This is a genomic window from Ruegeria sp. BI7, from assembly GCF_056537925.1.
Map to the genome: position 1 here is coordinate 76,150 of NZ_JBQFSK010000006.1, position 21,265 is coordinate 97,414.

General features: G+C 59.1%; 26 protein-coding genes. 19 read left to right on the plus strand and 7 right to left on the minus strand.

The genetic code is table 11. The annotated features are described in order from the left end of the window. Complete coding sequence (locus ACR0JB_RS14635) at positions 1–429, minus strand: Lrp/AsnC family transcriptional regulator (RefSeq protein ID WP_170379279.1); 429 nt, start codon at positions 427–429, stop codon at positions 1–3. A 36-nt stretch (positions 430–465) separates the two neighbouring features. Then, positions 466–1,698, minus strand: a complete 1,233-nt coding sequence (locus tag ACR0JB_RS14640) for an MFS transporter (protein WP_170399477.1) — start codon at positions 1,696–1,698, stop codon at positions 466–468. 197 nt (positions 1,699–1,895) lie between these two features. Between ACR0JB_RS14640 and ACR0JB_RS14645 the strand changes: the two genes are divergently transcribed. From ACR0JB_RS14645 to ACR0JB_RS14675, 7 genes are all read left to right on the plus strand, one after another. Beyond that, positions 1,896–2,510 (plus strand): ribonuclease D, encoded by a 615-nt coding sequence (locus ACR0JB_RS14645; protein ID WP_170399480.1) that lies wholly within the window; start codon positions 1,896–1,898, stop codon positions 2,508–2,510. Further along, on the plus strand, positions 2,507–3,469 hold the full coding sequence (locus ACR0JB_RS14650) for a KpsF/GutQ family sugar-phosphate isomerase (RefSeq protein WP_170361891.1): 963 nt from the start codon (positions 2,507–2,509) through the stop codon (positions 3,467–3,469). Before ACR0JB_RS14645 ends, ACR0JB_RS14650 begins: the two co-directional genes overlap by 4 nt. 32 nt (positions 3,470–3,501) lie before the next feature. After that, a complete protein-coding gene (gene lptC / locus ACR0JB_RS14655) occupies positions 3,502–4,083 on the plus strand; it encodes an LPS export ABC transporter periplasmic protein LptC (RefSeq protein WP_174821566.1) in 582 nt (193 codons plus the stop codon). Between the two features lie 3 nt (positions 4,084–4,086). Continuing rightward, positions 4,087–4,578 carry an LptA/OstA family protein gene (locus ACR0JB_RS14660; protein ID WP_170399486.1) on the plus strand — a complete coding sequence of 164 codons (492 nt, stop codon included), beginning with the start codon at positions 4,087–4,089 and terminating at the stop codon, positions 4,576–4,578. Beyond that, positions 4,578–5,336 (plus strand): LPS export ABC transporter ATP-binding protein, encoded by a 759-nt coding sequence (gene lptB, locus ACR0JB_RS14665; protein WP_170351899.1) that lies wholly within the window; start codon positions 4,578–4,580, stop codon positions 5,334–5,336. The genes ACR0JB_RS14660 and lptB overlap by 1 nt, the downstream gene beginning before the upstream one ends. A gap of 252 nt (positions 5,337–5,588) precedes the next feature. Beyond that, the gene (hpf, locus tag ACR0JB_RS14670; protein WP_170351900.1) at positions 5,589–6,152 is read left to right on the plus strand and encodes a ribosome hibernation-promoting factor, HPF/YfiA family; all 564 of its coding nucleotides are present in this window, start codon (positions 5,589–5,591) and stop codon (positions 6,150–6,152) included. Between the two features lie 61 nt (positions 6,153–6,213). Further along, positions 6,214–6,678, plus strand: a complete 465-nt coding sequence (locus ACR0JB_RS14675) for a PTS sugar transporter subunit IIA (RefSeq protein ID WP_170351901.1) — start codon at positions 6,214–6,216, stop codon at positions 6,676–6,678. Positions 6,679–6,745: 67 nt separating this feature from the next. Here the strand turns inward: ACR0JB_RS14675 and dalA are convergent, their stop codons facing one another. Further along, positions 6,746–7,261 carry a divisome-associated lipoprotein DalA gene (dalA, locus tag ACR0JB_RS14680; RefSeq protein WP_170361893.1) on the minus strand — a complete coding sequence of 172 codons (516 nt, stop codon included), beginning with the start codon at positions 7,259–7,261 and terminating at the stop codon, positions 6,746–6,748. Between the two features lie 169 nt (positions 7,262–7,430). Here dalA and ACR0JB_RS14685 point away from each other — a divergent pair, with 169 nt between their 5' ends. Further along, positions 7,431–8,030, plus strand: coding sequence for a L,D-transpeptidase (locus ACR0JB_RS14685; RefSeq protein WP_170351903.1), 600 nt, complete (start codon positions 7,431–7,433; stop codon positions 8,028–8,030). Between the two features lie 139 nt (positions 8,031–8,169). Beyond that, the gene (locus ACR0JB_RS14690) at positions 8,170–8,352 is read left to right on the plus strand and encodes a hypothetical protein (RefSeq protein WP_010442520.1); all 183 of its coding nucleotides are present in this window, start codon (positions 8,170–8,172) and stop codon (positions 8,350–8,352) included. A 76-nt stretch (positions 8,353–8,428) separates the two neighbouring features. Here the strand turns inward: ACR0JB_RS14690 and hemH are convergent, their stop codons facing one another. Both hemH and ACR0JB_RS14700 read right to left on the minus strand, forming a co-directional pair. Next, complete coding sequence (gene hemH, locus ACR0JB_RS14695; RefSeq protein ID WP_170399489.1) at positions 8,429–9,478, minus strand: ferrochelatase; 1,050 nt, start codon at positions 9,476–9,478, stop codon at positions 8,429–8,431. Between the two features lie 57 nt (positions 9,479–9,535). Next, complete coding sequence (locus ACR0JB_RS14700) at positions 9,536–10,366, minus strand: methyltransferase domain-containing protein (protein WP_254437256.1); 831 nt, start codon at positions 10,364–10,366, stop codon at positions 9,536–9,538. Between ACR0JB_RS14700 and ACR0JB_RS14705 the strand changes: the two genes are divergently transcribed. Genes ACR0JB_RS14705 through ACR0JB_RS14720 form a run of 4 tightly spaced genes read left to right on the plus strand, consistent with a single transcriptional unit; the run spans position 10,347 to position 12,691 of the window. After that, positions 10,347–11,111: a ComF family protein gene (locus ACR0JB_RS14705; protein ID WP_254437478.1), complete on the plus strand. Its 765-nt coding sequence runs from the start codon at positions 10,347–10,349 to the stop codon at positions 11,109–11,111. The two genes, ACR0JB_RS14700 and ACR0JB_RS14705, sit on opposite strands and share 20 nt — an antisense overlap. A 37-nt stretch (positions 11,112–11,148) precedes the next feature. Further along, on the plus strand, positions 11,149–11,406 hold the full coding sequence (gene grxC / locus ACR0JB_RS14710) for a glutaredoxin 3 (RefSeq protein ID WP_170351906.1): 258 nt from the start codon (positions 11,149–11,151) through the stop codon (positions 11,404–11,406). Beyond that, positions 11,406–12,236 carry a carbon-nitrogen hydrolase family protein gene (locus ACR0JB_RS14715; protein ID WP_170399496.1) on the plus strand — a complete coding sequence of 277 codons (831 nt, stop codon included), beginning with the start codon at positions 11,406–11,408 and terminating at the stop codon, positions 12,234–12,236. Before grxC ends, ACR0JB_RS14715 begins: the two co-directional genes overlap by 1 nt. A 14-nt stretch (positions 12,237–12,250) precedes the next feature. Beyond that, a complete protein-coding gene (locus ACR0JB_RS14720) occupies positions 12,251–12,691 on the plus strand; it encodes a MarR family winged helix-turn-helix transcriptional regulator (RefSeq protein WP_170351908.1) in 441 nt (146 codons plus the stop codon). 1 nt (position 12,692) lies between these two features. Here ACR0JB_RS14720 and ACR0JB_RS14725 read toward each other — a convergent pair whose 3' ends face one another. Further along, the gene (locus ACR0JB_RS14725; RefSeq protein ID WP_170399499.1) at positions 12,693–12,998 is read right to left on the minus strand and encodes a YciI family protein; all 306 of its coding nucleotides are present in this window, start codon (positions 12,996–12,998) and stop codon (positions 12,693–12,695) included. A 9-nt stretch (positions 12,999–13,007) separates the two neighbouring features. Continuing rightward, a complete protein-coding gene (gene ubiG / locus ACR0JB_RS14730) occupies positions 13,008–13,754 on the minus strand; it encodes a bifunctional 2-polyprenyl-6-hydroxyphenol methylase/3-demethylubiquinol 3-O-methyltransferase UbiG (RefSeq protein WP_170399502.1) in 747 nt (248 codons plus the stop codon). Between the two features lie 48 nt (positions 13,755–13,802). Between ubiG and pip the strand changes: the two genes are divergently transcribed. The 6 genes from pip to infB all read left to right on the plus strand — a co-directional run bounded on the left by pip (position 13,803) and on the right by infB (position 21,090). Further along, positions 13,803–14,780, plus strand: coding sequence for a prolyl aminopeptidase (gene pip, locus ACR0JB_RS14735; RefSeq protein ID WP_170351911.1), 978 nt, complete (start codon positions 13,803–13,805; stop codon positions 14,778–14,780). Beyond that, entirely contained in the window at positions 14,777–15,598 is an 822-nt protein-coding gene (locus tag ACR0JB_RS14740) for an ABC transporter substrate-binding protein (RefSeq protein ID WP_480790023.1), read from the plus strand. Before pip ends, ACR0JB_RS14740 begins: the two co-directional genes overlap by 4 nt. 159 nt (positions 15,599–15,757) lie before the next feature. Then, positions 15,758–16,348 (plus strand): ribosome maturation factor RimP, encoded by a 591-nt coding sequence (rimP, locus tag ACR0JB_RS14745; protein ID WP_170351913.1) that lies wholly within the window; start codon positions 15,758–15,760, stop codon positions 16,346–16,348. Continuing rightward, positions 16,348–17,961, plus strand: coding sequence for a transcription termination factor NusA (nusA, locus tag ACR0JB_RS14750; protein ID WP_170351914.1), 1,614 nt, complete (start codon positions 16,348–16,350; stop codon positions 17,959–17,961). The genes rimP and nusA overlap by 1 nt, the downstream gene beginning before the upstream one ends. Before the next feature lie 22 nt (positions 17,962–17,983). Next, positions 17,984–18,607 (plus strand): RNA-binding protein, encoded by a 624-nt coding sequence (locus tag ACR0JB_RS14755; RefSeq protein ID WP_170351915.1) that lies wholly within the window; start codon positions 17,984–17,986, stop codon positions 18,605–18,607. A gap of 8 nt (positions 18,608–18,615) precedes the next feature. Further along, positions 18,616–21,090 (plus strand): translation initiation factor IF-2, encoded by a 2,475-nt coding sequence (gene infB / locus ACR0JB_RS14760; protein ID WP_170379264.1) that lies wholly within the window; start codon positions 18,616–18,618, stop codon positions 21,088–21,090. Positions 21,091–21,265 lie beyond the last annotated feature (175 nt).

Here is a 21,265-nt window from a genome sequence, read left to right on the forward strand (position 1 = left end):
TCAGATTCGATCAATCCGGCGGCCGAAGACAACGCTGGTATTGGTGCGCAGCACGCCGGGGATCTTGGCCAGATCATCAACCAGAATATCCAGGTCCTCGATCCGCGGGGCCTCGGCCGATAGCAGCAGGTCGAACTCGCCATTGATCGACAGGCAGAGCTTGACCTCGGGGTAAGCCTCAAGCCGATTGATGATGCGCTTGGTTTCCTTTTGCTGCACTTCCAGCAGCACGACCACCTGTACGCGCGGGGCGTCTTCGGGGCTGTTCAGAACCACCGAATAGCCTGCGATCACGCCACGCTCTTCCATGCGGCTGATGCGTTCATGCACGGTGGTTCGGGCCACGCCCAGCTTCGCGGCAATCTTGGTGGTCGATTCGCGAGCGTTGTGCTGCAGGGCGGCGATGATGCGACGGTCTAGCTGATCCATGATGCACCAAGGTGTAATGCACCGGGGCAGGGGGGCTCAAGACATGTCAGCACGTTCTTTTGAAACGGCTTTCCGGTCCGAACGCGGCCAGATCACAAGGGCCACCATAACCCCGGGGGCCGCGATCAGGGTCATCCAACCCAACGTTGCCGCCGTGCTGGTTGTGGTCATGATCCAGCCGGTCAATGGATATAGCACCAGCCAGCAGGCGTGCGACAGAGTGAACTGGGCGGCAAACACGGCTGGTCGGTCTTCGGATCGGGTCGAGCGGGTCAGCAACCGGCCTGAAGGCGTCAGCGTGGCGGAATAGCCAAACCCGATGCAGGCCCAGAGTATTGCGAGACCGATCAGAGAGATCGGCATAGCCGCGAATAGGATGGCAGAGAGACCAATTGCCAGGATTCCGAAAATGGCCCCGCTCAGCATAACGGTGCGGTCCATGAACCGATCTAACAGTTTGGGCAGGGCAAATGCGGCCAGCATCGAACCGCCGCCGAACCCGGCCAACGCTATGGCCACAGCGCTTTCCGACAGGCCCAAATCGGACCGTACAATTACAACCGTATTGACGAGAATCATCGCGCTGAGGGTCGCTGCTGTCCAAGTCAGGGCAAGTAATCCGCGCAGTCGGGGTGTATGCAGGTACAGACGAATGCCGCGTGTCGTACGGTCATAAATTCCACGGCGTCTTGTCGGTTTGGGTGAGGGCAGGGCAACCGACACCACCAACAGTGCCGAGGCGATGAACCCCAGGCCCGTACCCCAGAACAGGCTGTCGAAACTGACGAACAGCAAAAGCGCTGCGGCCAGAGCAGGGCTGAGCAGGCTTTCAAGATCATAGGCAAGCCGCGACAGGGAGAGCGCCTTGGTATAGTCCTGCTCATCGGTCAGTACGTCGGGGATGGTGGCCTGAAACGCCGGGGTGAACCCGGCGGATGCGGATTGCAGGACAAAGATCAGCACGTAAACCTGCCAGATCTCGGTCACGAAAGGCAGGCAGACCGCAACTGCCGCACGCACCAGATCCAACGTCACTAGCATCCGGCGACGGTCGAGCCGCTCTGCGAAGGCTGCGGCAAGTGGGGCGATAACGACATAAGCCACCATCTTGATCGTCAGCGCGGTGCCCAACACCAGACTGGCCGCGCCACCTGCCAGATCATAAGCCAGTAGCCCCAACGCAATTGTCGCCAAACCGGTGCCCGTCAACGCAACGACCTGAGCTCCCAACAGATGGCGATAGGTGCGGATTCGCAGGACACTCAGCATCGGCGGTTCGGACCTTTTTTCAATTGGCGTCGCGTCAGGGCCTGCTTAATGCCAGACGCACTGCGGCCTTATCCATTTTCCTGTCAAAGCAGTTGGGGTCAAGAAATCCGCGCATGTTTGTCGCATTCTATTGATGGCGTTGAGTTTACGGGCCAAACCTCCTATCTCGGGGGCGATATCGCATAAAGGAAGACCCCGTGGCGAACCATCTTTATAAAAACGACCTGCCGGACGGGTTGGACCTAGGCCCTGTGGTGGCCATTGATTGCGAAACCATGGGGCTGAACCCGCATCGCGACCGCCTGTGCGTGATCCAGATGTCGGGCGGCGACGGCAACAGCCATATCGTGCAGGTTGAAAAGGGCCAGACGCAGGCACCAAACCTGTGCGCTATGTTGGAAAACCCCGACGTGTTAAAGCTATTCCATTTTGGACGGTTTGACATTGCCGCGATGTACCACACCTTTGGCGCACTGGCCGCGCCGGTCTATTGCACCAAGATCGCCAGCCGTCTGGTGCGCACCTATACCGACCGTCATGGCCTGAAGAACCTGTGTCAGGAGCTGATTGGTGTCGATATTTCGAAGCAGCAGCAGATGAGCGACTGGGGGGCCGAAACCCTGACCGACGCTCAGCTGGAATATGCGGCCTCGGACGTTCTGTACTTGCATCAGCTACGCGATGCGCTGGACGGGCGTTTGGCCCGCGAAGGCCGTGCCGAGATGGCACAGGCGTGTTTTGACTTCTTGCCGATGCGTGCGACACTTGACCTCGCAGGCTGGCCCGAAACGGATATCTTTGCACACTCATGACTGATAACGAGTCCTTTCTGAGAACCGCCAAACAGGTCGTCACCGACGAGGCCCGCGCGCTGGACGTGCTGGCCGACAGTCTGGACGAGCACTTTGCCGAAGCCGTGCAGATGATCCTGCAGGCTCCGGGTCGCATCATCATCAGCGGCATCGGCAAATCCGGCCATATCGGCCACAAGATTGCGGCCACTCTAGCCAGCACCGGCACGCCTGCCTATTTCGTGCATCCGGCCGAGGCCAGCCATGGGGATCTGGGCATGGTCTCCAAAGGTGATGTGGTAGTGGCGATTTCCAATTCGGGCGAGGCACCGGAACTGGTAAACCTGCTGGCCTTTACCCGCCGCTTTGGCATTCCGCTGATCGGCCTGTCCAGCAAACCGGAAAGCACGTTGATGAAGCAGGCCGATGTGCATCTGCTGATCCCGTCGCTGGGTGAGGCTTGCGGGTTCGGCATGGTGCCCTCGATCTCGACCACGCTGACATTGGCGATGGGCGATGCTTTGGCCATTGCGCTGATGAAATACCGCGACTTCCAGCCTGAGGATTTCCGCGCCTTCCACCCCGGCGGCAAACTGGGGGCGCAGCTGTCCACTGTGCGCGATCTGATGCATGCCGACCTGCCCGTGGTGCCTGTTGGCACCCCGATGAGCGAAGCCTTGCTGGTCATGAGCCAGAAGAGCTTTGGTGTCGTCGGCGTGACCGACGAGGCGGGCCGCCTGATGGGTATCGTCACGGATGGTGACTTGCGCCGGAACATGGAAGGGTTGCTGAACAGAACCACCGAAGAGGTGATGACCCGCAACCCGATGACCATCGCACCAAACGCTATGGCGGAAGAGGCGGTTGCGATCATGAACGATCGCAAGATCACCTCGCTGTTTGTAGTTGATCCCGAAGGACAGGGGCAGGCCGAGGGGCTGCTGCACATCCACGACTGCTTGCGCGTCGGTCTGGGCTAGGTAGGGGCTGAGCGGTGGACGGACATTCACGCATGGTTCAGTTTTTTAAGGTGGTGCTGCCGTTGGTGGCCATCTTGATGCTGTCCACTGTGTTCTTGCTGTCGCGCAGCATCGAAACCAATGTGTCCGTGCCCTTTTCCCAACAGGATATCGACGAACGGTTGGCCGATCAGGTGGTGACGCAGCCAAACTACCGCGGCACCACGCGCAAGGGCGAAGAGGTCCAGATCCAAGCGACCCGCGCCACGCAGGGCACCGAAGCTTCCACCCCGACAGCGGCCGAGTTCCGGGGCCGCCTGGGCCTTTCGGGCGGCGGCGTTATCACGTTGGATTCCAACTCTGGCATGATCCGCCCCGACAAAAACATCGCAACCTTTATTGGCGATGTGGTCATAACCTCGACCGATGGCACCGAGATCACAACCGATCTGCTGAACACCGCGCTGGATGAAATTCGCGGTGACGCGCCGGGTGAGGTGCATGGCACCGGGATTCTCGGCAACATTTCAGCAGGTGGCATGACCTTTGGAACGGAAAAAAAGGACGGACCGGTCCATATTATTTTTACAGACGGCGTGAAGCTGATATACGAGCCTGAAAAAGCAGAAAGATAACCTGTGTTCGATTTTCGATTTGTTCCACTTTGCCTTGTACTGACACTTGGTGCTTTTTCTGCGGTGGCGCAGGAGACTCAGGTTGCGTTTGGCGCGGTCAAGGCTGACCCTTCGCTGCCGGTCGAGGTGACCTCGGAAACCCTCAACGTCAATCAAGAAAACGGCTCGGCCGAATTTGTGGGCAATGTGATTGTCATTCAGGGGGAAATGCGCCTGACCGCTGAACGGGTGCTGGTTCTGTATAATGAGGATCGCTCGGGTATCGAGCGGATGGAAGCGACCGAAGATGTGGTTCTGGTCAGCCCGCCCGACGCGGCCGAGGGTGACTGGGCCGAATACACCATTGATTCAGGTGTGATCGTGATGAAGGGCAATGTGCTGCTAACGCAGGGGCCCAGCACCATCAGCGGCGATCAGATGAATGCTGATCTGACCACTGGCACGGCAACGATGACAGGCAATGTCAAAACCATCCTGCAGCAGGGCAATAATTGATGGCGCGGCCTGAACTGACCGTGGCCGAGGGGCAATCCGGCCTCAGAATAGAAAAGCTGCGGAAATCCTATAGCAAAAAGACCGTGATCCGCGATGTGTCGATGACGCTTGACCGGTCCGAGGTCGTGGCGCTGCTGGGTCCTAACGGGTCGGGCAAAACCACCACGTTCTACTCGGTTGCCGGGCTGGTCTTCCCTGAGGCGGGCACGGTTACGATCGACGGGCAGACCGTAACGACCCTGCCGATGTACCGTCGCGCGCGTTTGGGCATCGGTTATCTGCCGCAAGAGATGTCGATCTTCCGCGGCATGAGCGTCGAGGACAACATCGCCTCGGTTCTGGATATCACTGTCCGCCATGCCCATCGCCGCAAAGAGCGGCTGGAAGAGCTGCTATCGGATTTTTCGATTGAACACCTGCGCCGGGCACCCGCGCTGGCCTTGTCGGGCGGTGAACGCCGCCGGGTTGAAATTGCGCGCTGTCTGGCGGCCGATCCGAAATACCTGCTGTTGGATGAACCTTTTGCGGGTGTCGACCCGATCAGCGTGGGCGATATCCGCCACCTGGTCGCTGATCTGAAAAAACGCGGTATCGGGGTTCTGATCACCGACCATAACGTGCGGGAAACGCTGGAGATTGTGGATCGCGCCTATATCCTGCATGACGGTCAGGTGCTGATGTCTGGTACCCCGGACGAAGTGGTCGAAAATGAGAACGTCCGCCGTGTCTATCTGGGTGAAAATTTCCGTATATCATAGGCTTGCGCAGAAATGCGCCGACTGCATGGCGGAAATCACGTATATACACGTCTGTTTTGATTGACTCTCCCGCCGTCTCTTGCCTCAATTGGGTCATGGCATTTCTTCGGTTTCCGTCTGGATCACGATGCCCCTTCCTGGAAGGGCAAATGGCGCGGCTACTGCAGGATATGCCTTTTTCCCCCACCCGATAAAAACACGTGCGTCGCGTAACGTGACGTAAGAATGGGTGTGAATTGTGAAGGAGATCACATGCGTTACCAAATCAGCGGAAAACAGATCGACATCGGCGCGGCGCTGCAAACTCACGTGCAGACCGAACTGGGCGAGGTTGTGGGCAAATATGCCCAGCGTCCAACAGATGCCAACGTCGTCTTTTCCCGTTCAGCGCATGAATATGTATGCGAAACCACCGTACATCTTTCTACGGGGCTGACGGCGCAGGCCAAAGCTCATGCAACTGAAATCTATGCAGCGTTCGAAGGTTGCTGCGACAAGATGGAAACACAGCTGCGCCGATATAAGCGGCGTTTGAAGGACCACCACAAGGATCGGTCTGAGCCTGTTGAACTCTTTGGGGCGTCGTCCTATATCCTCGCCTCTGACGAATCTGACTCGGCAGCCGAACCCGAATCTCTGCAGCCGATGATCGTGGCTGAGATGGAAACCAAGATCCCATCGCTGAGTGTTGGTGAAGCCGTCATGCAGATGGAACTGGCCGGCGCCCCGGTGCTGGTGTTCCGGAATGAAAACAAGGACGGATTGAACGTCGTTTATCGTCGGGAGGACGGTAATATCGGCTGGATCGATCCGTAACAGGCAAGAATAGCAAAGGCAGGCCCCTGCAAATGCGGGGGCATTGCCATGGAGCGTAATCATGGAGCTTTCGAGCATATTGAAGCCCGAAGCAGTTCGCGTACTGTCCGCCGCTTCCAGCAAGAAGCGGTTGTTTCAGGAAATTGCGGATGTGGCTGAGGCAGCATTGGGCCTTGATGCCCAGATTGTTGTCGAAGGGCTGCTGGAACGGGAAAGCCTGGGGCCGACTGGTGTGGGTCATGGCGTGGCTTTGCCGCATGCCCGTATGGCTGAATTGGAAAACGTTTCAGGCGTGTTTGTCATGTTGGAAAAACCGATCGATTTCGGATCGGTTGACCGCCAGCCGGTCGATATCGCCTTTGCCCTGTTCGCCCCAGAAGAGGCCGGGGTGGATCATCTGAAAGCACTGGCGTTGGTGTCCCGCACCCTGCGTGACACTTCGGTCTGCGCCAAGTTGCGGGCCAACCCGGACCCGGTCAAGTTGTATGCGATTTTGACCGAAGCGCAGTCTATGCAAGCGGCCTAAGCCTTTAAGGATATGAAAAAAGCCCCCGGTTTTCCGGGGGCTTTTTCGTTTTCGGATGGGGTTGCGGTTAACCGCCAGCGCCCATTTCCAGCGTCCACCAGATTTTCCCGCCACCTTCCTGATGCCATGCAAAACCCATCTGCGTGGCCTTGGGGTCCAAAATCACCGAGCGCGGACCAGGTTCCTGCATCCAGGCGGCCAGCGTTTCGGTTTCGGTTTCATAGGTCTCGGAAATTGCTTCGCCCAGGAACGTGCCAAAATAGCCCACGCGCTGTGCGCGGTCGATTGGCGATGATCCGTCCGACCCAAAATGCCATGGGCGGTTTTGCCGTGCCATGTCCTTGGCGTGGGTGGCAGCCGCGGCATTAAGCTGCGAATTCAGCTGCACTGACTGCAAGCCCTGCGCCTGACGCAGTGCGTTGACCGAATCAAGCATGCGGAACTGCAGTTTTTCGGGATTGCCCCGGATTTTGTAGACGGTCGGCAGCGGCCGGCCATCCGATCCATATGTCGGGGTGCTGCTGGGTGTACATGCGGCCAGCGCAATAAAGCAGGCAAACAGTAGTGAAATAATACGCGTCATGATCGACCTGATGATTGTGTTAATCTACGGCATAGCGTGACAGACCGTCTTGAGCAAACGCACAATGGACCCATTCTGCGTGATTCTGCCGGTTTGATTTGCGACTGAAGCATTCTGGCAATAGAATACGACAGATTTTCAGACTGGCCTTAGCAAAGGACCGCCCCTCATGGTCAAGAAACACATTCATGTAGCTTCCCGTCGCGGATTCCTGGCCGGGGCTTCAGCCCTGCTGGCCTCACCTGCGATTGCGCAATACATTCCCGGCGACCCGCTGCGCCCCGCACCCGAGGCGGAACCCAATGTGCGGCGAAATATCTCGGGCTTTCGTGCGTTGGATTGGCAACCCTATTTCTCGAACACAAATAACGGGGCCATTCTGGTCGATACCGTCTCGCGCGCGTTACATTACTGGTCCGACGACCAGCGGGTTTATAAACTTTACCCCTCGTCCGTACCTCTGACCGAGGAGCTGACGCGCCGTGGTCGTACAAGTGTGATCCGCAAAGTCGAGGGTCCGAGCTGGTCACCCACGCCTTCGATGAAAAAGCGCAACCCCGAATGGCCGGATTATATCCCGCCGGGTCCTGATAACCCATTGGGAACGCACGCTTTGTATCTGAGTTGGAAATATTATCGCATCCACGGAACGCATGATACGCGCAAAATTGGCCGCCGTTCGTCGAATGGGTGCATCGGTTTGTTCAATGAGGATATCGCGGAATTGTTTTCAATGGCGAAGGTCGGCACGCAAGTGTTGCTAATTTGACGACATTTTCGCGCACGAACCCGCTTGCGGCGCAAGTTGCAATTGCATTCCAGTCGGATAGCTGGTTAGAAAAAAACACGAGGTAAGTCTTGGGTGTGCGGTTTCACTATACGGAACCGTGCAAATTCTGGAGGTTAATATGAAGAAACTCGTTCTCGCCGCTGCACTGACTGCTGCTGCTTCGACCGCTTATGCCGGTAACCTGGAAGAGCCGGTTGTTGAAGCACCGGTTGTTGTAGAGGAAACTCAAGGTTCGTCGCAGGGAATCATCCTGCCGCTGATCCTGCTGGTCGTAGTTGCCGCAGCTGTTGCAGCAAGCTAATTTGACGAGCGTCATCTAGAGAAAAGGCGGTGGAGCGATCCACCGCCTTTTTTCATGCCTGATTGATGGGTGCTGCTTAGTCCAGCCAACCCTTCAGATTGTCTTCGATCACCTTGCCCAATGCCGCGATGTGCGAATCATCATCGTTGAGGCAGGGGATATAGGTAAAGGTTTCACCGCCCGCCTCTTCGAAGCTTTCCTTGATTTCTTCGTTGATCTCTTCCAGCGTTTCGATGCAATCGGCGGAAAACGCCGGTGCGATCACGGCAATGTTTTTTTTGCCCTGCCGCGCCAGCTCGGCCACGTGGTCGACCGTATACGGCTTCAACCATTCCTCAGGCCCGAATCGCGATTGGAAGGTTGAAACAAGCTGATCGTCCGACCAATCCAGCCGTTCCTTGAGCAAGCGCGAGGTTTTTGCGCATTGGCAGTGATATGGATCGCCCTGCTGCAAATACCGTTCCGGCATCCCGTGATAGGAGCAAACCAATATATCCGGCTTGGCTTCCATCGCTGCATAGGCCTGTTCCACCGACCCGGCCAGAGCGTCGATATAGGCGGGTTCATCGAAATAGGCAGGTACGGTGCGGGCGGCCGGTTGCCAGGCTTCATCCATCAGCGCGCGGAAGAACTGATCATTGGCGGTGGCCGTCGTCGCGCCCGCATATTGCGGATAAAGCGGGAAGAACAGGATGCGGTCGCAGCCCGCCGCCACCATTTCGCGCACTTTCGATTTGGTCGACGGGTTGCCGTAGCGCATGCAGAAATCGACCAGCACCTGATCGCCATAACGCGCCTGCATTGCGTTGCGCAGCTTAGCGGTCTGGTCCTTGGTGATCGTCATCAGCGGGCTTTCGCCCTTGTCGTGGTTCCAGATCGATTTGTACGCTTCGCCCGAGCTAAACGGGCGTTTGGTCAGGATGATTCCCTGCAGGATCGGTTGCCATTTCCATTTGGGATAGTCGATAACGCGCTGATCCGACAGAAACTCGTTCAGATACCGGCGCATCGGCCAATAGCTATAGTCGTCCGGTGTGCCAAGATTGGCCAGCAGGATGCCGACGCGGCCCATTTTGACCTTGGGGTGGTCCGCAGGGGCATGATCGGGGCGAGTGGCGTCAAACATTTCGAGCTTCCTGAGAGTTCTCTGTATCTGGCTGAGATAACCGGAAATCTCCGGTCGTCAATTGGACAGTTTGCCTTCTTTCGTTCCCAGCGCCTCGGCCAAGCGCGCCTGCGCTGATCCCGGACGCAATGGTTTTTGCTGGCTGTCATCGGGTGACCAGCCGGTCAGGCAAATCAATTCATAAGTGGAGGACAAACGCCCCTGCGGTGTCGGGAAGTGATCGGCGTAAATCTGCTGCGCCCGGGCAAAGACCTGCCGCTGTGTGGCGTGTTTCATGCGTCCGGATAGGCTGTTGGTCTCTCCCATCGCGCGCAGATCATGCATCAGATGGGTCAAGTCGCGGTATTCCGCCGTCAGACGAGCGGTATCGGCGACCGGCAGCGCAAGCCCCGCGCGTTGTAGTAACCCGCCCAGATCGCGCAGCTCGGCCATCGGGGCGATACGGGGGCTGAGGCCACCTGTGACCTCGATCTCGGCCTGCCCAAGGGCGGCGCGTAACTCGTGCAGGGTTTCACCGCCGAGACACACCACCAGCAGCAAGCCGTCGGGCTGCAGGGCGCGGTGACATTGGATCAGCTGCCCCACCGGATCATTGGCCCAATGCAGCGCCATGGCGTGAATCACCAGATCATGCGCTCTGGGTGTTAGGTCCAGAACCTCGTCATCCGAAACGATCTGTGCCTCCGGCAAAACGTCCTGCCAGATATGCGCAAACGGCGTTACAATCGCCGGGGCCGTAAAGGTTTTATTAACCATGGAGAGCCGATCCTGCACCTCATCCACCGCGGCGCGATGCAAAAACAGCGCCTCGTCCCGCGCGCGGGCACGGTGTCGGATCAGGGCTGGGCGGTCGAACAGAGAGGGTGCGTTGGACTCAGGCAGTTTCATAGGGCGCAACTACCGCATATGGCAGCGGATTCAAACCGCTGTCGAGTTGATCTATCCACCACGATGTCTGGGATGTGGTGAATTGACCGAAGCGGATTTCGGCCTGTGCGGCGCTTGCTGGCGCGACACGCCATTCATTGGCGGAGTGGTGTGCGAAAGCTGCGGGGTGCCCTTGCCGGGCGAGGTGGATGGTCACCGGATCGAATGCGATGACTGCATGAAAACGGCCCGCCCCTGGCAGGATGGTCGGGCTGCGCTGATGTACGATGGCAAGGCGCGCGCCTTGATTCTGGCCTTGAAACACGGCGACAGACCTGAGCTGGCAAAGCCAGCAGCTCGGTGGATGGCGCAAGCCGGGCGGGATCTATTTCGCGAGAACATGCTGATCGCGCCTGTGCCCCTGCACTGGTCCCGTTTGATCAAGCGGCGGTACAACCAGTCGGCATTGCTAGCCCAGCATCTGGGGCGGGATACGGGAATTGAGGTGTGCCCGGACCTGTTGCACCGACGGGCACGAACGCCAGTTCTAGACGGGAAAACCGCTGCTCAGCGGGCGGAAACCCTGGCCGGTGCGATCTCGGCGCATCCCAGGCAGGGGTCGCGCATTAAGGGACGGGATATCTTGCTGGTCGATGATGTCATGACCTCTGGTGCGACTCTGACAGCCTGTGCGCGTGCCTGCCATGCAGCGGGTGCAAATCATATTTTCGTGTTGGTACTGGCACGCGTTGCCAAGGATGCCTAATTCGCGGAAGATCACGCGAAACCCAAAGGGACGGAATATGAAACCGGTTGAAATCTACACCTCGCCGCTGTGCGGTTTTTGCCATGCGGCCAAACGACTGCTGAAACAGAAAGGCGTCGAATTCAAAGAGATCGACGTGCTGATGCACCCCAAGCGCAAGCCAGAGATGATCAAACGCGCAGGCGGTAAACGCACCGTGCCGCAGATTTTCGTCGGGACGCAGCATGTGGGCGGCTGCGATGACCTGTACGAACTGGACCGTCAGGGCAAGCTGGATCGTCTTTTGGCAGCCTGATGAAATCCGCGCTGCTGCAAATCACTTCGTCGGATAACCCGGCCGAAAATCTGGAAATGGTGCGCGCCATGGTGGCCGAGGCCGCAGATCAGGGCGCGCGGTTCATTCTGACGCCCGAGGTGACGAATTGTGTGTCCACCAGCACGACCCGGCAGCGCGACGTTCTACAGCATGAAGAAGACGACCAAACGCTGGCGGGTCTGCGTGAACAGGCCGCCGCGCTGGGCGTCTGGCTGCTGATCGGGTCTTTGGCCATCAAAACCCACGATGCCGATGGGCGTTTTGCCAACCGTTCCTTTTTGATAGACCCGCAAGGGCAGATCGTGGCGCGGTATGACAAGATTCACATGTTTGACGTGCAGGTCTCGGAATCTGAGACCTTCCGCGAATCCAAAAACTATCGCCCTGGCGATAAGGCGGTGCTGGCCAAAACCGATTTCGGCACGGTTGGTCTGAGCATATGTTATGACATCCGTTTCCCACATCTCTATGCCGCTTTGGCGCAGGCGGGGGCGCAAATTCTGACCATTCCGGCAGCGTTTTCGCCGGTCACCGGCGCGGCCCATTGGGAATCACTGCTGCGGGCGCGGGCGATTGAAACCGGCTGTTGGGCGCTGGCCCCGGCACAGACCGGAGAGCATCCGAAAACCCGCGGCAGAACGCGCCAAACCTACGGTCACAGCATGGTTGTGGCCCCGTGGGGAGAGGTCGTTGTCGACGCAGGGGGCGATCCAGGCATTCACTTTTTCGATTTGGATGATAGTTCTGTGTCAGAGGCGCGCAGTCGGGTGCCCTCGTTGACTCACGTGCGGCCTTTCGACGGGCCCTGACCCAGAACCGGACCATGACTGACGAACATAATGCCCTTGCGGTCACGCTGTTCAGCGAGATCCTGACCGCCGATCAACTATTGCGCAACCGGCTGAGCCGGGTGCTGCCCAAGGGTATGGAAATCTCGCACTTCTCGGTGCTGAACCATCTGGTGTTTGTCGGGGATGAGCGCAGCCCCGCGCAGCTGGCCAATACGTTCCACGTGACCCGTGGGGCGATGACCAACACCTTGGCCAAGCTGGAATGGGCCGGATACATCCATATCCGCCCCGACTGGGACGACGCCCGCCGCAAGATGGTCGCGATCAGCCCCGCCGGTCGTCGTGCGCGCGATCAGGCAATTTCGTCGATTGCGCCGCTGATCAACCGCGTCGTTGGAGAGCTGGGGCTGGAGCGTGTCCGCAGCACGCTGCCGGTGCTGCGGGATTTGAGAATCCGACTCGAAGACGAGTGAGTCAGGCTTTCAAAGCGGGATGCAGGTTGGACGCCCGGAACTCGGTCACGCGAAATTTGGCAACCTTTTCCTGTGCGAACGGGTCATGTTCCAGATACTTCTCAGCCTCCTCCCGGCTGTCGGCGGTCATCACGATCAGGCCGCCACTGCGTGGAACCTTTGGCCCGGACATCAGGAACCGGCCATCTTTATAAGACGCGTGTACAAAATCCATGTGCGAGTCGATTACGGGTTCCACCTGATTCATTGGTACAATGTATTCGATGTCTACGACGAACAGGCTGCTATCTTCGGGGATTACTGACATAAAAAGTCCTTACTCTGGGCGAATGCTGGCTGTGACGTAATTGACGCTCAGATCCCGGTCCGAGATCGACCAACTCCAAAGAACCGGGTTGAATACGAACCCCTTGCGGTCCACCGGCTCCAGCCCGGCTTGGCGCAGCAGGTCGAACAGCTCATCGGGGGTGATGAACTTGTTCCACTCATGCGTTCCCCGCGGCAGCCAGCGCATGACGACCTCGGCCCCGACGATCGCCATAGCATACGATTTCGGGTTGCGGTTGATGGTGGAACAAATCTCCAACCCGCCGGGTTTCAGCAACTGTTGTGTGGCGGTCAGGTAGGACAGTGGGTCGGCCACGTGCTCGACCACTTCCATGTTCAACACCACATCAAATTGCTCGCCCGCCTCGGCCAACGCCTCGGCGGTGGTGTGGCGATAGTCGATGTCCAGCCCGGACTGTTCCGCGTGGATGCGCGCAACGGGCAGGTTGCCCTCGGCGGCGTCGGCGCCCACGACCTCGGCCCCAAGGCGCGCCATCGGTTCGCTCAGCAGCCCTCCGCCGCAGCCGATATCCAGCAAACGCAGGCCCTGAAACGGGTTCGGCGCGGTCAAATCCCGGTCAAATTCGCCCGCGATCTGCTGTGTGATATAATCCAGACGGCACGGATTCATCATGTGCAGCGGTTTGAATTTCCCGTGAGGATCCCACCATTCTGCGGCCATCGCTTCGAATTTTGCGATCTCGGATGGATCCACAGTGTTCGGATGCGCTTGCATTCCTGTCTCCGTATGCTCTTTTACGTTTAAGGACTATATAGGGCCATAATGGACAAGTACCCGGACCAAAAGCGCGCAGTGCAATATCTGTACCCGCCGATCGACCCGTTCGATCAGCGCATGGTGGATATGGGCGAAGGGCATCGCATTTATATGGAACAATGCGGCAATCCAAAGGGGATACCGGTTGTGGTGCTGCATGGCGGGCCGGGCGGCGGCTGCAGCCCGGCGATGCGCCGTTATTTCGATCCCAGCGTCTATAGGGTGATTCTATTCGATCAGCGCGGCTGTGGCCGGTCGCGGCCCCATGCTTCGGTGACCGACAATACGACATGGCATCTGGTGGCCGATATCGAACGGTTGCGCACCCTACTGGATATCGAGGATTGGGCTGTGTTTGGCGGCAGTTGGGGCGCGACTCTGGCGCTGATCTATGCACAGGCGCACCCGGATCGCGTGAACCGTCTGGTGCTGCGCGGCGTGTTCCTGGCCACACAGGCCGAGCTTGATTGGTTCTATGGCGGCGGCGCAGGCAAGTTCTGGCCCGAGCAATGGGCGAAATTCACCGCTCTGTTGACCGAGGCTGAGCTGACCGACACGATCGCTGCTTATAACAAACGCCTGTTTTCGGGGGATCGGGCCACGGAAATCCTGTATGGGCGGGCCTGGTCCGCGTGGGAGAACGCGCTGGCTTCAATTCATGCCCAAGGGGGGACGGGAGAAAGCCCTGGCGAATATGCGCGGGCCTTTGCGCGGCTTGAGAATCACTATTTTATCAATAGCGCCTTCCTAGAGAAGGATGGTCAGATTCTGGACCAGATGGACAAGATCGCTCATATCCCCGGCCATATCGTGCAGGGTCGCTATGACATGATCTGCCCACCACAGGCCGCGTGGAATCTGGCCGAACGCTGGCCCAATGCCGAACTGAAGATGGTCCGCAACGCAGGCCACGCCCTGTCTGAACCCGGTATCAGCGCCGAGCTGGTCCGGATCATGGATCGCGTGGCCGAGGGGGTGGTATGACCCGGATTGACCGTCGTGCTCTGTTTGCCTCGGGTGCTGCCGCAGCTTTGCTGGCGGCCACGGGGGCGTCGCTGGCGGATACGCCTAAGGCCGGAGGTGCGCTGCGGCTGGCTGTGCCACGCGATGACAGCTTGGAACAGGCGGCCCGTGGGGCGGTGTTTGATACGCTGACCGAAATTGCCCCAGATGGCACCTTGCGCGGTGAGCTTGCGACGGGTTGGCACACGGACGCGGATGCGCGGGTCTGGCAGTTCGATCTGCGCGAGGGTGTTACCTTTCACGATGGCGTGCCGCTGGACGTTGCGGATGTAATGGCAGTTCTGGGCAATGTTGGGCGGGTCGAAGCCGTATCGCCCAATCAGGTGCAGCTTGAACTGGCTGAGGCAAATCCGGGCCTGCCGTTCCTGCTGGCCGACAGCCGCTTTGTCATCACCCGCGACGGACAAGGCGTGACGCCTTTGCACGCGGCCAATGGTACCGGATGCTACCGCGTGGAACGCGCCGAGGATGATCGTCATTTCCTGGGCCGCAAGGTGGTCGGGCACTATAAGGACGGCAAGGCCGGGTGGGCCGAGACGTTCGAAATCATTGTCATCCCCGACGCCCGTGTCCGGGCCGAGGCGTTGCGCGACGGGTTCGTCGACGTGGCGGCGCTGCCCTCAGGCGGCGAGTTGAAAGGCCAGCGCGGGCTGCGTTTTCACCCAAGCGAATCGGATATGGCACTGGCCGTGGCCCCACATGTGGGCATGCCGCGCCAGATCGGGGCGGGCCGCGCACTGGACGATGGCCGCATCGCCGAACGGTGGTGGATGGCGTAAATCCGATCACGTCGTGCACCGGGGGTTGCAGATTCGAGAAACCCTGCGTATATGCAGTTGCAACAGCGGCGTGTCGGGCTTCGGTCCGGGGCTCCACCGGAAATTTCGACGGGCCGCGCGCCCGTTTTTTTGTGCCCGTATGACAGGGTAGAGCACCTGATGACAAACGACCTGATAGCCAAAGCGGCGATTGATCGGCGGCTGGCCGAGATCATCACCCCCGTGATCGAAGATCTGGGGTATGAGCTGGTCCGCATCCGCCTGATGAGTGGCAAGACCACCACGATGCAAATCATGGCCGACAAGCCTGATGGCGGCATCGAAGTGGATGATTGCGCCGAAATCTCGAACGCGGTTAGCGCCACGCTGGATGTCGAAGATCCGATTCTTGACGCCTATACGCTTGAGGTTTCAAGCCCGGGCATTGATCGTCCTCTGACCCGTCTCAAGGATTTTGAGATGTTCGAGGGGTATGAGGCCAAGATCGAGACCGCCGAGCTGATCGATGGCCGCCGCCGGTTCAAGGGTGAGCTGGCTGGGATCGAAGGGGATGAGGTTCTGATCAACATCCCCGAAGGGTCCGAGACAATCACCATTGGTCTGCAATTCGACTGGCTGAGCGACGCCAAGCTGGTTTTGACCGATGACCTGATCAAGGAAATGTTGCGCCAGCGCAAGGACGCCGGTGCCCTGAACGAAAACGCTTTCGACGAGATTGAGACCGAAGGGTCCGAAGAGGAGACGAACTGATGGCAATCACCTCAGCCAACCAGCTGGAGCTGCTGCAGACCGCCGAGGCCGTGGCCCGCGAAAAGATGATCGACCCCGGTCTGGTTGTCGAAGCGATGGAAGAATCGCTCGCCCGTGCCGCCAAGAGCCGTTACGGCGCCGAGATGGATATCCGCGTCAGCATCGATCGCAAGACCGGCAAAGCGACATTCACCCGCGTTCGCACCGTGGTCGAGGATGAAGAGCTTGAGAACTACCAGGCCGAGATGACCGTCGAGCAGGCCAAGCAGTACATGGAGGCGCCCGAGGTCGGCGACGTCTTCGTCGAAGAGGTTCCCCCGGTTGAGATGGGCCGGATTGCTGCTCAGTCCGCCAAGCAGGTCATCCTGCAAAAGGTTCGCGAAGCTGAGCGTGACCGTCAGTACGAAGAGTTTAAGGATCGTGCGGGCACCATCATCAACGGTGCGGTTAAGCGCGAAGAGTTTGGCAATGTCATCGTCGATTTGGGCGGTGCCGAGGCCGTTCTGCGCCGCAATGACAAGATTGGCCGCGAAAGCTATCGCCCGAATGACCGCGTGCGTGCCTATATCAAGGAAGTCCGCCGCGAAGTTCGTGGCCACCAGATCTTCCTGTCGCGCACTGCGCCGGAATTCATGGCCGAGCTGTTCAAGATGGAAGTGCCGGAGATCTATGACGGCATCATCGAGGTCAAGGCCGTGGCCCGTGACCCCGGCTCCCGCGCCAAGATTGCCGTGATTTCGTACGATGGGTCCATCGATCCTGTCGGTGCCTGCGTTGGTATGCGCGGCAGCCGCGTGCAGGCCGTTGTGAACGAGCTGCAAGGCGAAAAGATCGACATCATCCCGTGGAACGAAGACCAGCCGACCTTCCTGGTGAACGCGCTGCAGCCCGCCGAGGTTTCCAAGGTGGTTCTGGACGAAGAAGCCGGCAAGATCGAAGTTGTTGTGCCTGAGGAACAGCTGAGCCTCGCAATCGGTCGCCGCGGTCAGAACGTGCGTCTGGCCAGCCAGCTGACAAATCTGGATATCGACATCATGACAGAGGCCGAAGAATCGGCGCGTCGTCAGAAAGAGTTCGAAGCCCGTACGCAGCTGTTCATGGAAAGCCTGGATCTGGACGAATTCTTTGCACAGCTGCTGGTGTCCGAAGGCTTTACCAACCTCGAAGAGGTCGCCTATGTCGAGCTGGAAGAGCTGCTGGTCATTGACGGCGTCGACGAAGGCACTGCGCAGGAGCTGCAAACCCGCGCACGCGAATTCCTGGAAGCCCAGGCCAAGGCAGCGCTGGACGCAGCCCGTGCCTTGGGTGCCGAGGACAGCCTTATTGAATTCGAAGGCCTGACACCCCAGATGGTGGAAGCGCTGGCGAAGGACGACGTGAAAACGCTTGAGGATTTTGCCACCTGCGCCGATTGGGAACTGGCCGGCGGCTGGACCACGGTCGATGGTGAGCGAATCAAGGATGACGGTGTGCTTGAGCCTTTCGGCGTTACGCTGGAAGAAGCACAGGATCTGGTCATGACCGCACGTATCATGCTGGGCTGGGTCGATCCCGCCGAGCTGGAACAAGCCGAAGAAGATGGCGAAGCAGTAGACGAGGAGGCCGAGGCCTGATCTCAGGCTTCGGGGTGCGCGCATGGGTCGCGGTGGCGTCCATAAGGATCGGTCCGAAGGACCTGAACGCAAGTGCATCGCCACGGGCGACATTCAACCTAAATATGGGTTGATACGCTTTGTGACGGGGCCGGACGGACAGGTCTATCCGGATGTTGCGGCGAAATTGCCGGGTCGCGGAGTCTATGTGGCGGCGGATCGCGCTGCACTGGACAAGGCCGTTGGCAAGAAGCTGTTTGCCCGCGGGTTCAAAGCGCAAGTCAGCGTGCCACAGGATTTGACCGATGAGGTCGAAAAACAGGTTTCGCGCCGGGTGATCGAGCTGTTGAGCCTGGCGCGCAAGTCCGGTGACGCGGTCGCTGGGTACGAAAAGGTCAAGACATGGCTGGACCGGGAAGAGGCACAAGTGCTGATTCAGGCCAGCGATGGATCGGGGCGCGGCAAGTCGAAACTCAGCACGCCGCACTTTGGAAAATACATCGGTTGGCTGACCGCAGACGAGTTAGGACAAGCATTTGGGCGCCAAACCGTGATTCATGCGGCCATGGCCTCTGGTGGACTCGCCAAACGTGTTGTAGAGGAAGCGCAGCGCCTGCGTGGCTTGCGCGAAACGGATGACGGCGGCAGGGGCCGCGCGGAAGGGTAAAAAGCTTTATGAGCGAGAATGACGGCAAAAAGACATTGGGTCTTCGTGGTGGGGCACGCCCCGGAAATGTGAAACAGAGTTTCAGCCACGGACGCACCAAGAATGTCGTGGTGGAAACCAAACGCAAGCGCGTGGTGGTTCCCAAGCCGGGCGCCGGCAAACCGGGTGGCGGAGCAACGCCGTCGGGTGATCCGTCGCGTCGCCCTGCAGGTATCTCTGACGCGGAAATGGCGCGCCGGATGAAGGCACTGCAGGCCGCCAAGGCCCGCGAAGTCGAAGAGGCCGCAGCGCGTGAAGCCGCTGAAAAGGCGCGCGAGGAAGAACGCGCCCGTCGTCGTGCCGAGCAAGAAGCAAAAGAGCGCGAACAGCGCGAAGCTGAAGAGCGCGCCCGCGCCAAGGCCGAAGAGGAAGAGCGCAAGCGCAAAGAGGCGGCAGAATCCGCCAAACGTGCCGCTGCTGCCCCAGCTGCCGAAGAACCCAAAGCGGCGCGCGCACCGGCCAGCAAACCAGCCCCGGCCGCCACCCCGCGCAAGCAGGACCGTGAACGCGAACAGCGCGGTCGAGGCAAGGGCCGTGATGACAATCGTCGTTCTGGCAAGCTGACACTGGGTCAGGCCACCGGTGGCGAAGGTAGCCGTCAGCGCTCGATGGCGTCGATGAAGCGCAAGCAAGAGCGTGCGCGTCAAAAAGCCATGGGCGGCCCGGTCGAGCGGGAAAAGGTAATCCGCGACGTTCAACTGCCCGAGGCGATCACAGTGTCCGAGCTGGCGAACCGTATGGCCGAGCGTGTGGCTGACGTGGTCAAGTCGCTGATGAACATGGGCATGATGGTCACGCAGAACCAAACCATCGATGCCGATACCGCCGAGTTGATCATCGAAGAGTTTGGCCACAAGGTCACCCGCGTATCCGATTCGGATGTCGAAGACGTCATCAAAGAGGTCGAAGACAGCGAAGAAGATCTGCAGCCGCGTCCGCCGGTCATCACCATCATGGGTCACGTCGACCACGGTAAGACCTCGTTGCTGGATGCGATTCGCGATGCGCGCGTTGTTGCCGGTGAGGCTGGAGGCATCACCCAGCATATCGGTGCCTATCAGGTGAAAACCGATGGCGGCACTACGCTGACCTTCCTGGATACGCCAGGCCACGCGGCCTTTACCTCGATGCGTTCGCGCGGGGCTCAGGTCACGGATATCGTGGTGCTGGTTGTGGCTGCTGACGACGCGGTGATGCCGCAGACGATCGAAGCGATCAATCACGCTAAAGCGGCCGAAGTGCCGATGATCGTGGCGATCAACAAGGTCGACAAGCCGGATGCAAACCCGGACAAAGTGCGCACCGACCTGCTTCAGCACGAAGTGATCGTCGAGAAAATGTCGGGTGAGGTTCAGGACGTCGAAGTGTCCGCCATCACCGGACAGGGTCTGGACGAACTGCTGGAAGCCATCGCGCTGCAAGCCGAAATTCTGGAGCTGAAAGCCAACCCCGACCGCGCCGCCCAAGGTGCTGTGATCGAGGCGCAGCTGGATGTGGGCCGTGGCCCCGTGGCCACCGTTTTGGTTCAGAACGGCACGCTGCGTCAGGGCGATATCTTCGTTGTGGGTGAGCAATACGGTAAGGTCCGCGCGCTGATCAACGATAAGGGCGACCGCGTCAAAGAAGCTGGCCCCTCGGTCCCGGTCGAGGTTCTGGGTCTGAACGGCACGCCCGAGGCCGGTGACGTTCTGAACGTGACCGAGACCGAAGCACAGGCCCGTGAGATTGCCGCCTATCGTGAACAGGCCGCCAAGGACAAACGCGCCGCCGCCGGTGCCGCGACCACCCTTGAACAGCTGATGCAGAAAGCCAAGGAAGACGAAAACGTCACCGAGCTGCCGATTCTGATGAAAGCGGACGTACAAGGTTCGGCCGAGGCCATCGTTCAGGCGATGGAAAAGATCGGCAACGAAGAAGTGCGTGTGCGCGTTCTGCACTCGGGCGTTGGCGCGATTACCGAAACCGATGTCGGCCTGGCCGAAGCGTCGGGTGCGCCGATCTTTGGGTTCAACGTGCGTGCCAATGCGTCGGCACGGAACACCGCGAACCAGAAAGGCGTGGAAATCCGCTACTACTCGGTGATCTACGATTTGGTCGACGACGTGAAAGCCGCCGCTTCGGGCCTGCTGAGCGCCGAGATCCGCGAAAAGTTCATCGGTTACGCCGAGATCCGCGAAGTCTTCAAGGTTACCGGTGTTGGCAAGGTCGCTGGCTGTCTGGTCACCGAAGGTGTGGCGCGTCGTTCCGCAGGCGTCCGTCTGCTGCGCGACAACGTGGTGATCCACGAAGGCACGCTGAAGACGCTGAAACGCTTCAAGGACGAAGTGTCCGAGGTTCAGTCGGGTCAAGAATGCGGTATGGCGTTCGAGAACTACGACGATATCCGCGCAGGTGACGTGATCGAAATATTCGAACGCGAAGAGGTCACCCGGACGCTGGATTGATCCTGCTTTGTATGGGAAATGAAAACAGCGGCTCAATTGGGCCGCTGTTTTTTGTGGAATACCACGAACCTTAACTGTCTTGAACGAAATTTTCTGACTCTAATCCCGACCGCGCATAAGCAACTCCGACATTGCCACTCGGTGAATCCAACATAACGTCCGCTTTGCGGGACTT

Excerpts from the sequence above, each read along its gene's own strand:
- dalA (WP_170361893.1), bottom strand. The coding sequence starts at position 7,261 with ATGACGCGTATTATTTCACTACTGTTTGCCTGCTTTATTGCGCTGGCC.
- ACR0JB_RS14635 (WP_170379279.1), bottom strand. The coding sequence starts at position 429 with ATGGATCAGCTAGACCGTCGCATCATCGCCGCCCTGCAGCACAACGCT.
- rimP (WP_170351913.1), top strand. The coding sequence starts at position 15,758 with ATGACAAACGACCTGATAGCCAAAGCGGCGATTGATCGGCGGCTGGCC.
- pip (WP_170351911.1), top strand. The coding sequence starts at position 13,803 with ATGGACAAGTACCCGGACCAAAAGCGCGCAGTGCAATATCTGTACCCG.
- ACR0JB_RS14720 (WP_170351908.1), top strand. The coding sequence starts at position 12,251 with ATGACTGACGAACATAATGCCCTTGCGGTCACGCTGTTCAGCGAGATC.
- lptC (WP_174821566.1), top strand. The coding sequence starts at position 3,502 with ATGGTTCAGTTTTTTAAGGTGGTGCTGCCGTTGGTGGCCATCTTGATG.
- nusA (WP_170351914.1), top strand. The coding sequence starts at position 16,348 with ATGGCAATCACCTCAGCCAACCAGCTGGAGCTGCTGCAGACCGCCGAG.
- ACR0JB_RS14685 (WP_170351903.1), top strand. The coding sequence starts at position 7,431 with ATGGTCAAGAAACACATTCATGTAGCTTCCCGTCGCGGATTCCTGGCC.
- ACR0JB_RS14700 (WP_254437256.1), bottom strand. The coding sequence starts at position 10,366 with ATGAAACTGCCTGAGTCCAACGCACCCTCTCTGTTCGACCGCCCAGCC.
- ACR0JB_RS14650 (WP_170361891.1), top strand. The coding sequence starts at position 2,507 with ATGACTGATAACGAGTCCTTTCTGAGAACCGCCAAACAGGTCGTCACC.
- ubiG (WP_170399502.1), bottom strand. The coding sequence starts at position 13,754 with ATGCAAGCGCATCCGAACACTGTGGATCCATCCGAGATCGCAAAATTC.
- hpf (WP_170351900.1), top strand. The coding sequence starts at position 5,589 with ATGCGTTACCAAATCAGCGGAAAACAGATCGACATCGGCGCGGCGCTG.
- lptB (WP_170351899.1), top strand. The coding sequence starts at position 4,578 with ATGGCGCGGCCTGAACTGACCGTGGCCGAGGGGCAATCCGGCCTCAGA.
- ACR0JB_RS14640 (WP_170399477.1), bottom strand. The coding sequence starts at position 1,698 with ATGCTGAGTGTCCTGCGAATCCGCACCTATCGCCATCTGTTGGGAGCT.
- hemH (WP_170399489.1), bottom strand. The coding sequence starts at position 9,478 with ATGTTTGACGCCACTCGCCCCGATCATGCCCCTGCGGACCACCCCAAG.
- ACR0JB_RS14740 (WP_480790023.1), top strand. The coding sequence starts at position 14,777 with ATGACCCGGATTGACCGTCGTGCTCTGTTTGCCTCGGGTGCTGCCGCA.
- ACR0JB_RS14690 (WP_010442520.1), top strand. The coding sequence starts at position 8,170 with ATGAAGAAACTCGTTCTCGCCGCTGCACTGACTGCTGCTGCTTCGACC.
- grxC (WP_170351906.1), top strand. The coding sequence starts at position 11,149 with ATGAAACCGGTTGAAATCTACACCTCGCCGCTGTGCGGTTTTTGCCAT.
- ACR0JB_RS14725 (WP_170399499.1), bottom strand. The coding sequence starts at position 12,998 with ATGTCAGTAATCCCCGAAGATAGCAGCCTGTTCGTCGTAGACATCGAA.
- infB (WP_170379264.1), top strand. The coding sequence starts at position 18,616 with ATGAGCGAGAATGACGGCAAAAAGACATTGGGTCTTCGTGGTGGGGCA.
- ACR0JB_RS14715 (WP_170399496.1), top strand. The coding sequence starts at position 11,406 with ATGAAATCCGCGCTGCTGCAAATCACTTCGTCGGATAACCCGGCCGAA.
- ACR0JB_RS14675 (WP_170351901.1), top strand. The coding sequence starts at position 6,214 with ATGGAGCTTTCGAGCATATTGAAGCCCGAAGCAGTTCGCGTACTGTCC.
- ACR0JB_RS14755 (WP_170351915.1), top strand. The coding sequence starts at position 17,984 with ATGGGTCGCGGTGGCGTCCATAAGGATCGGTCCGAAGGACCTGAACGC.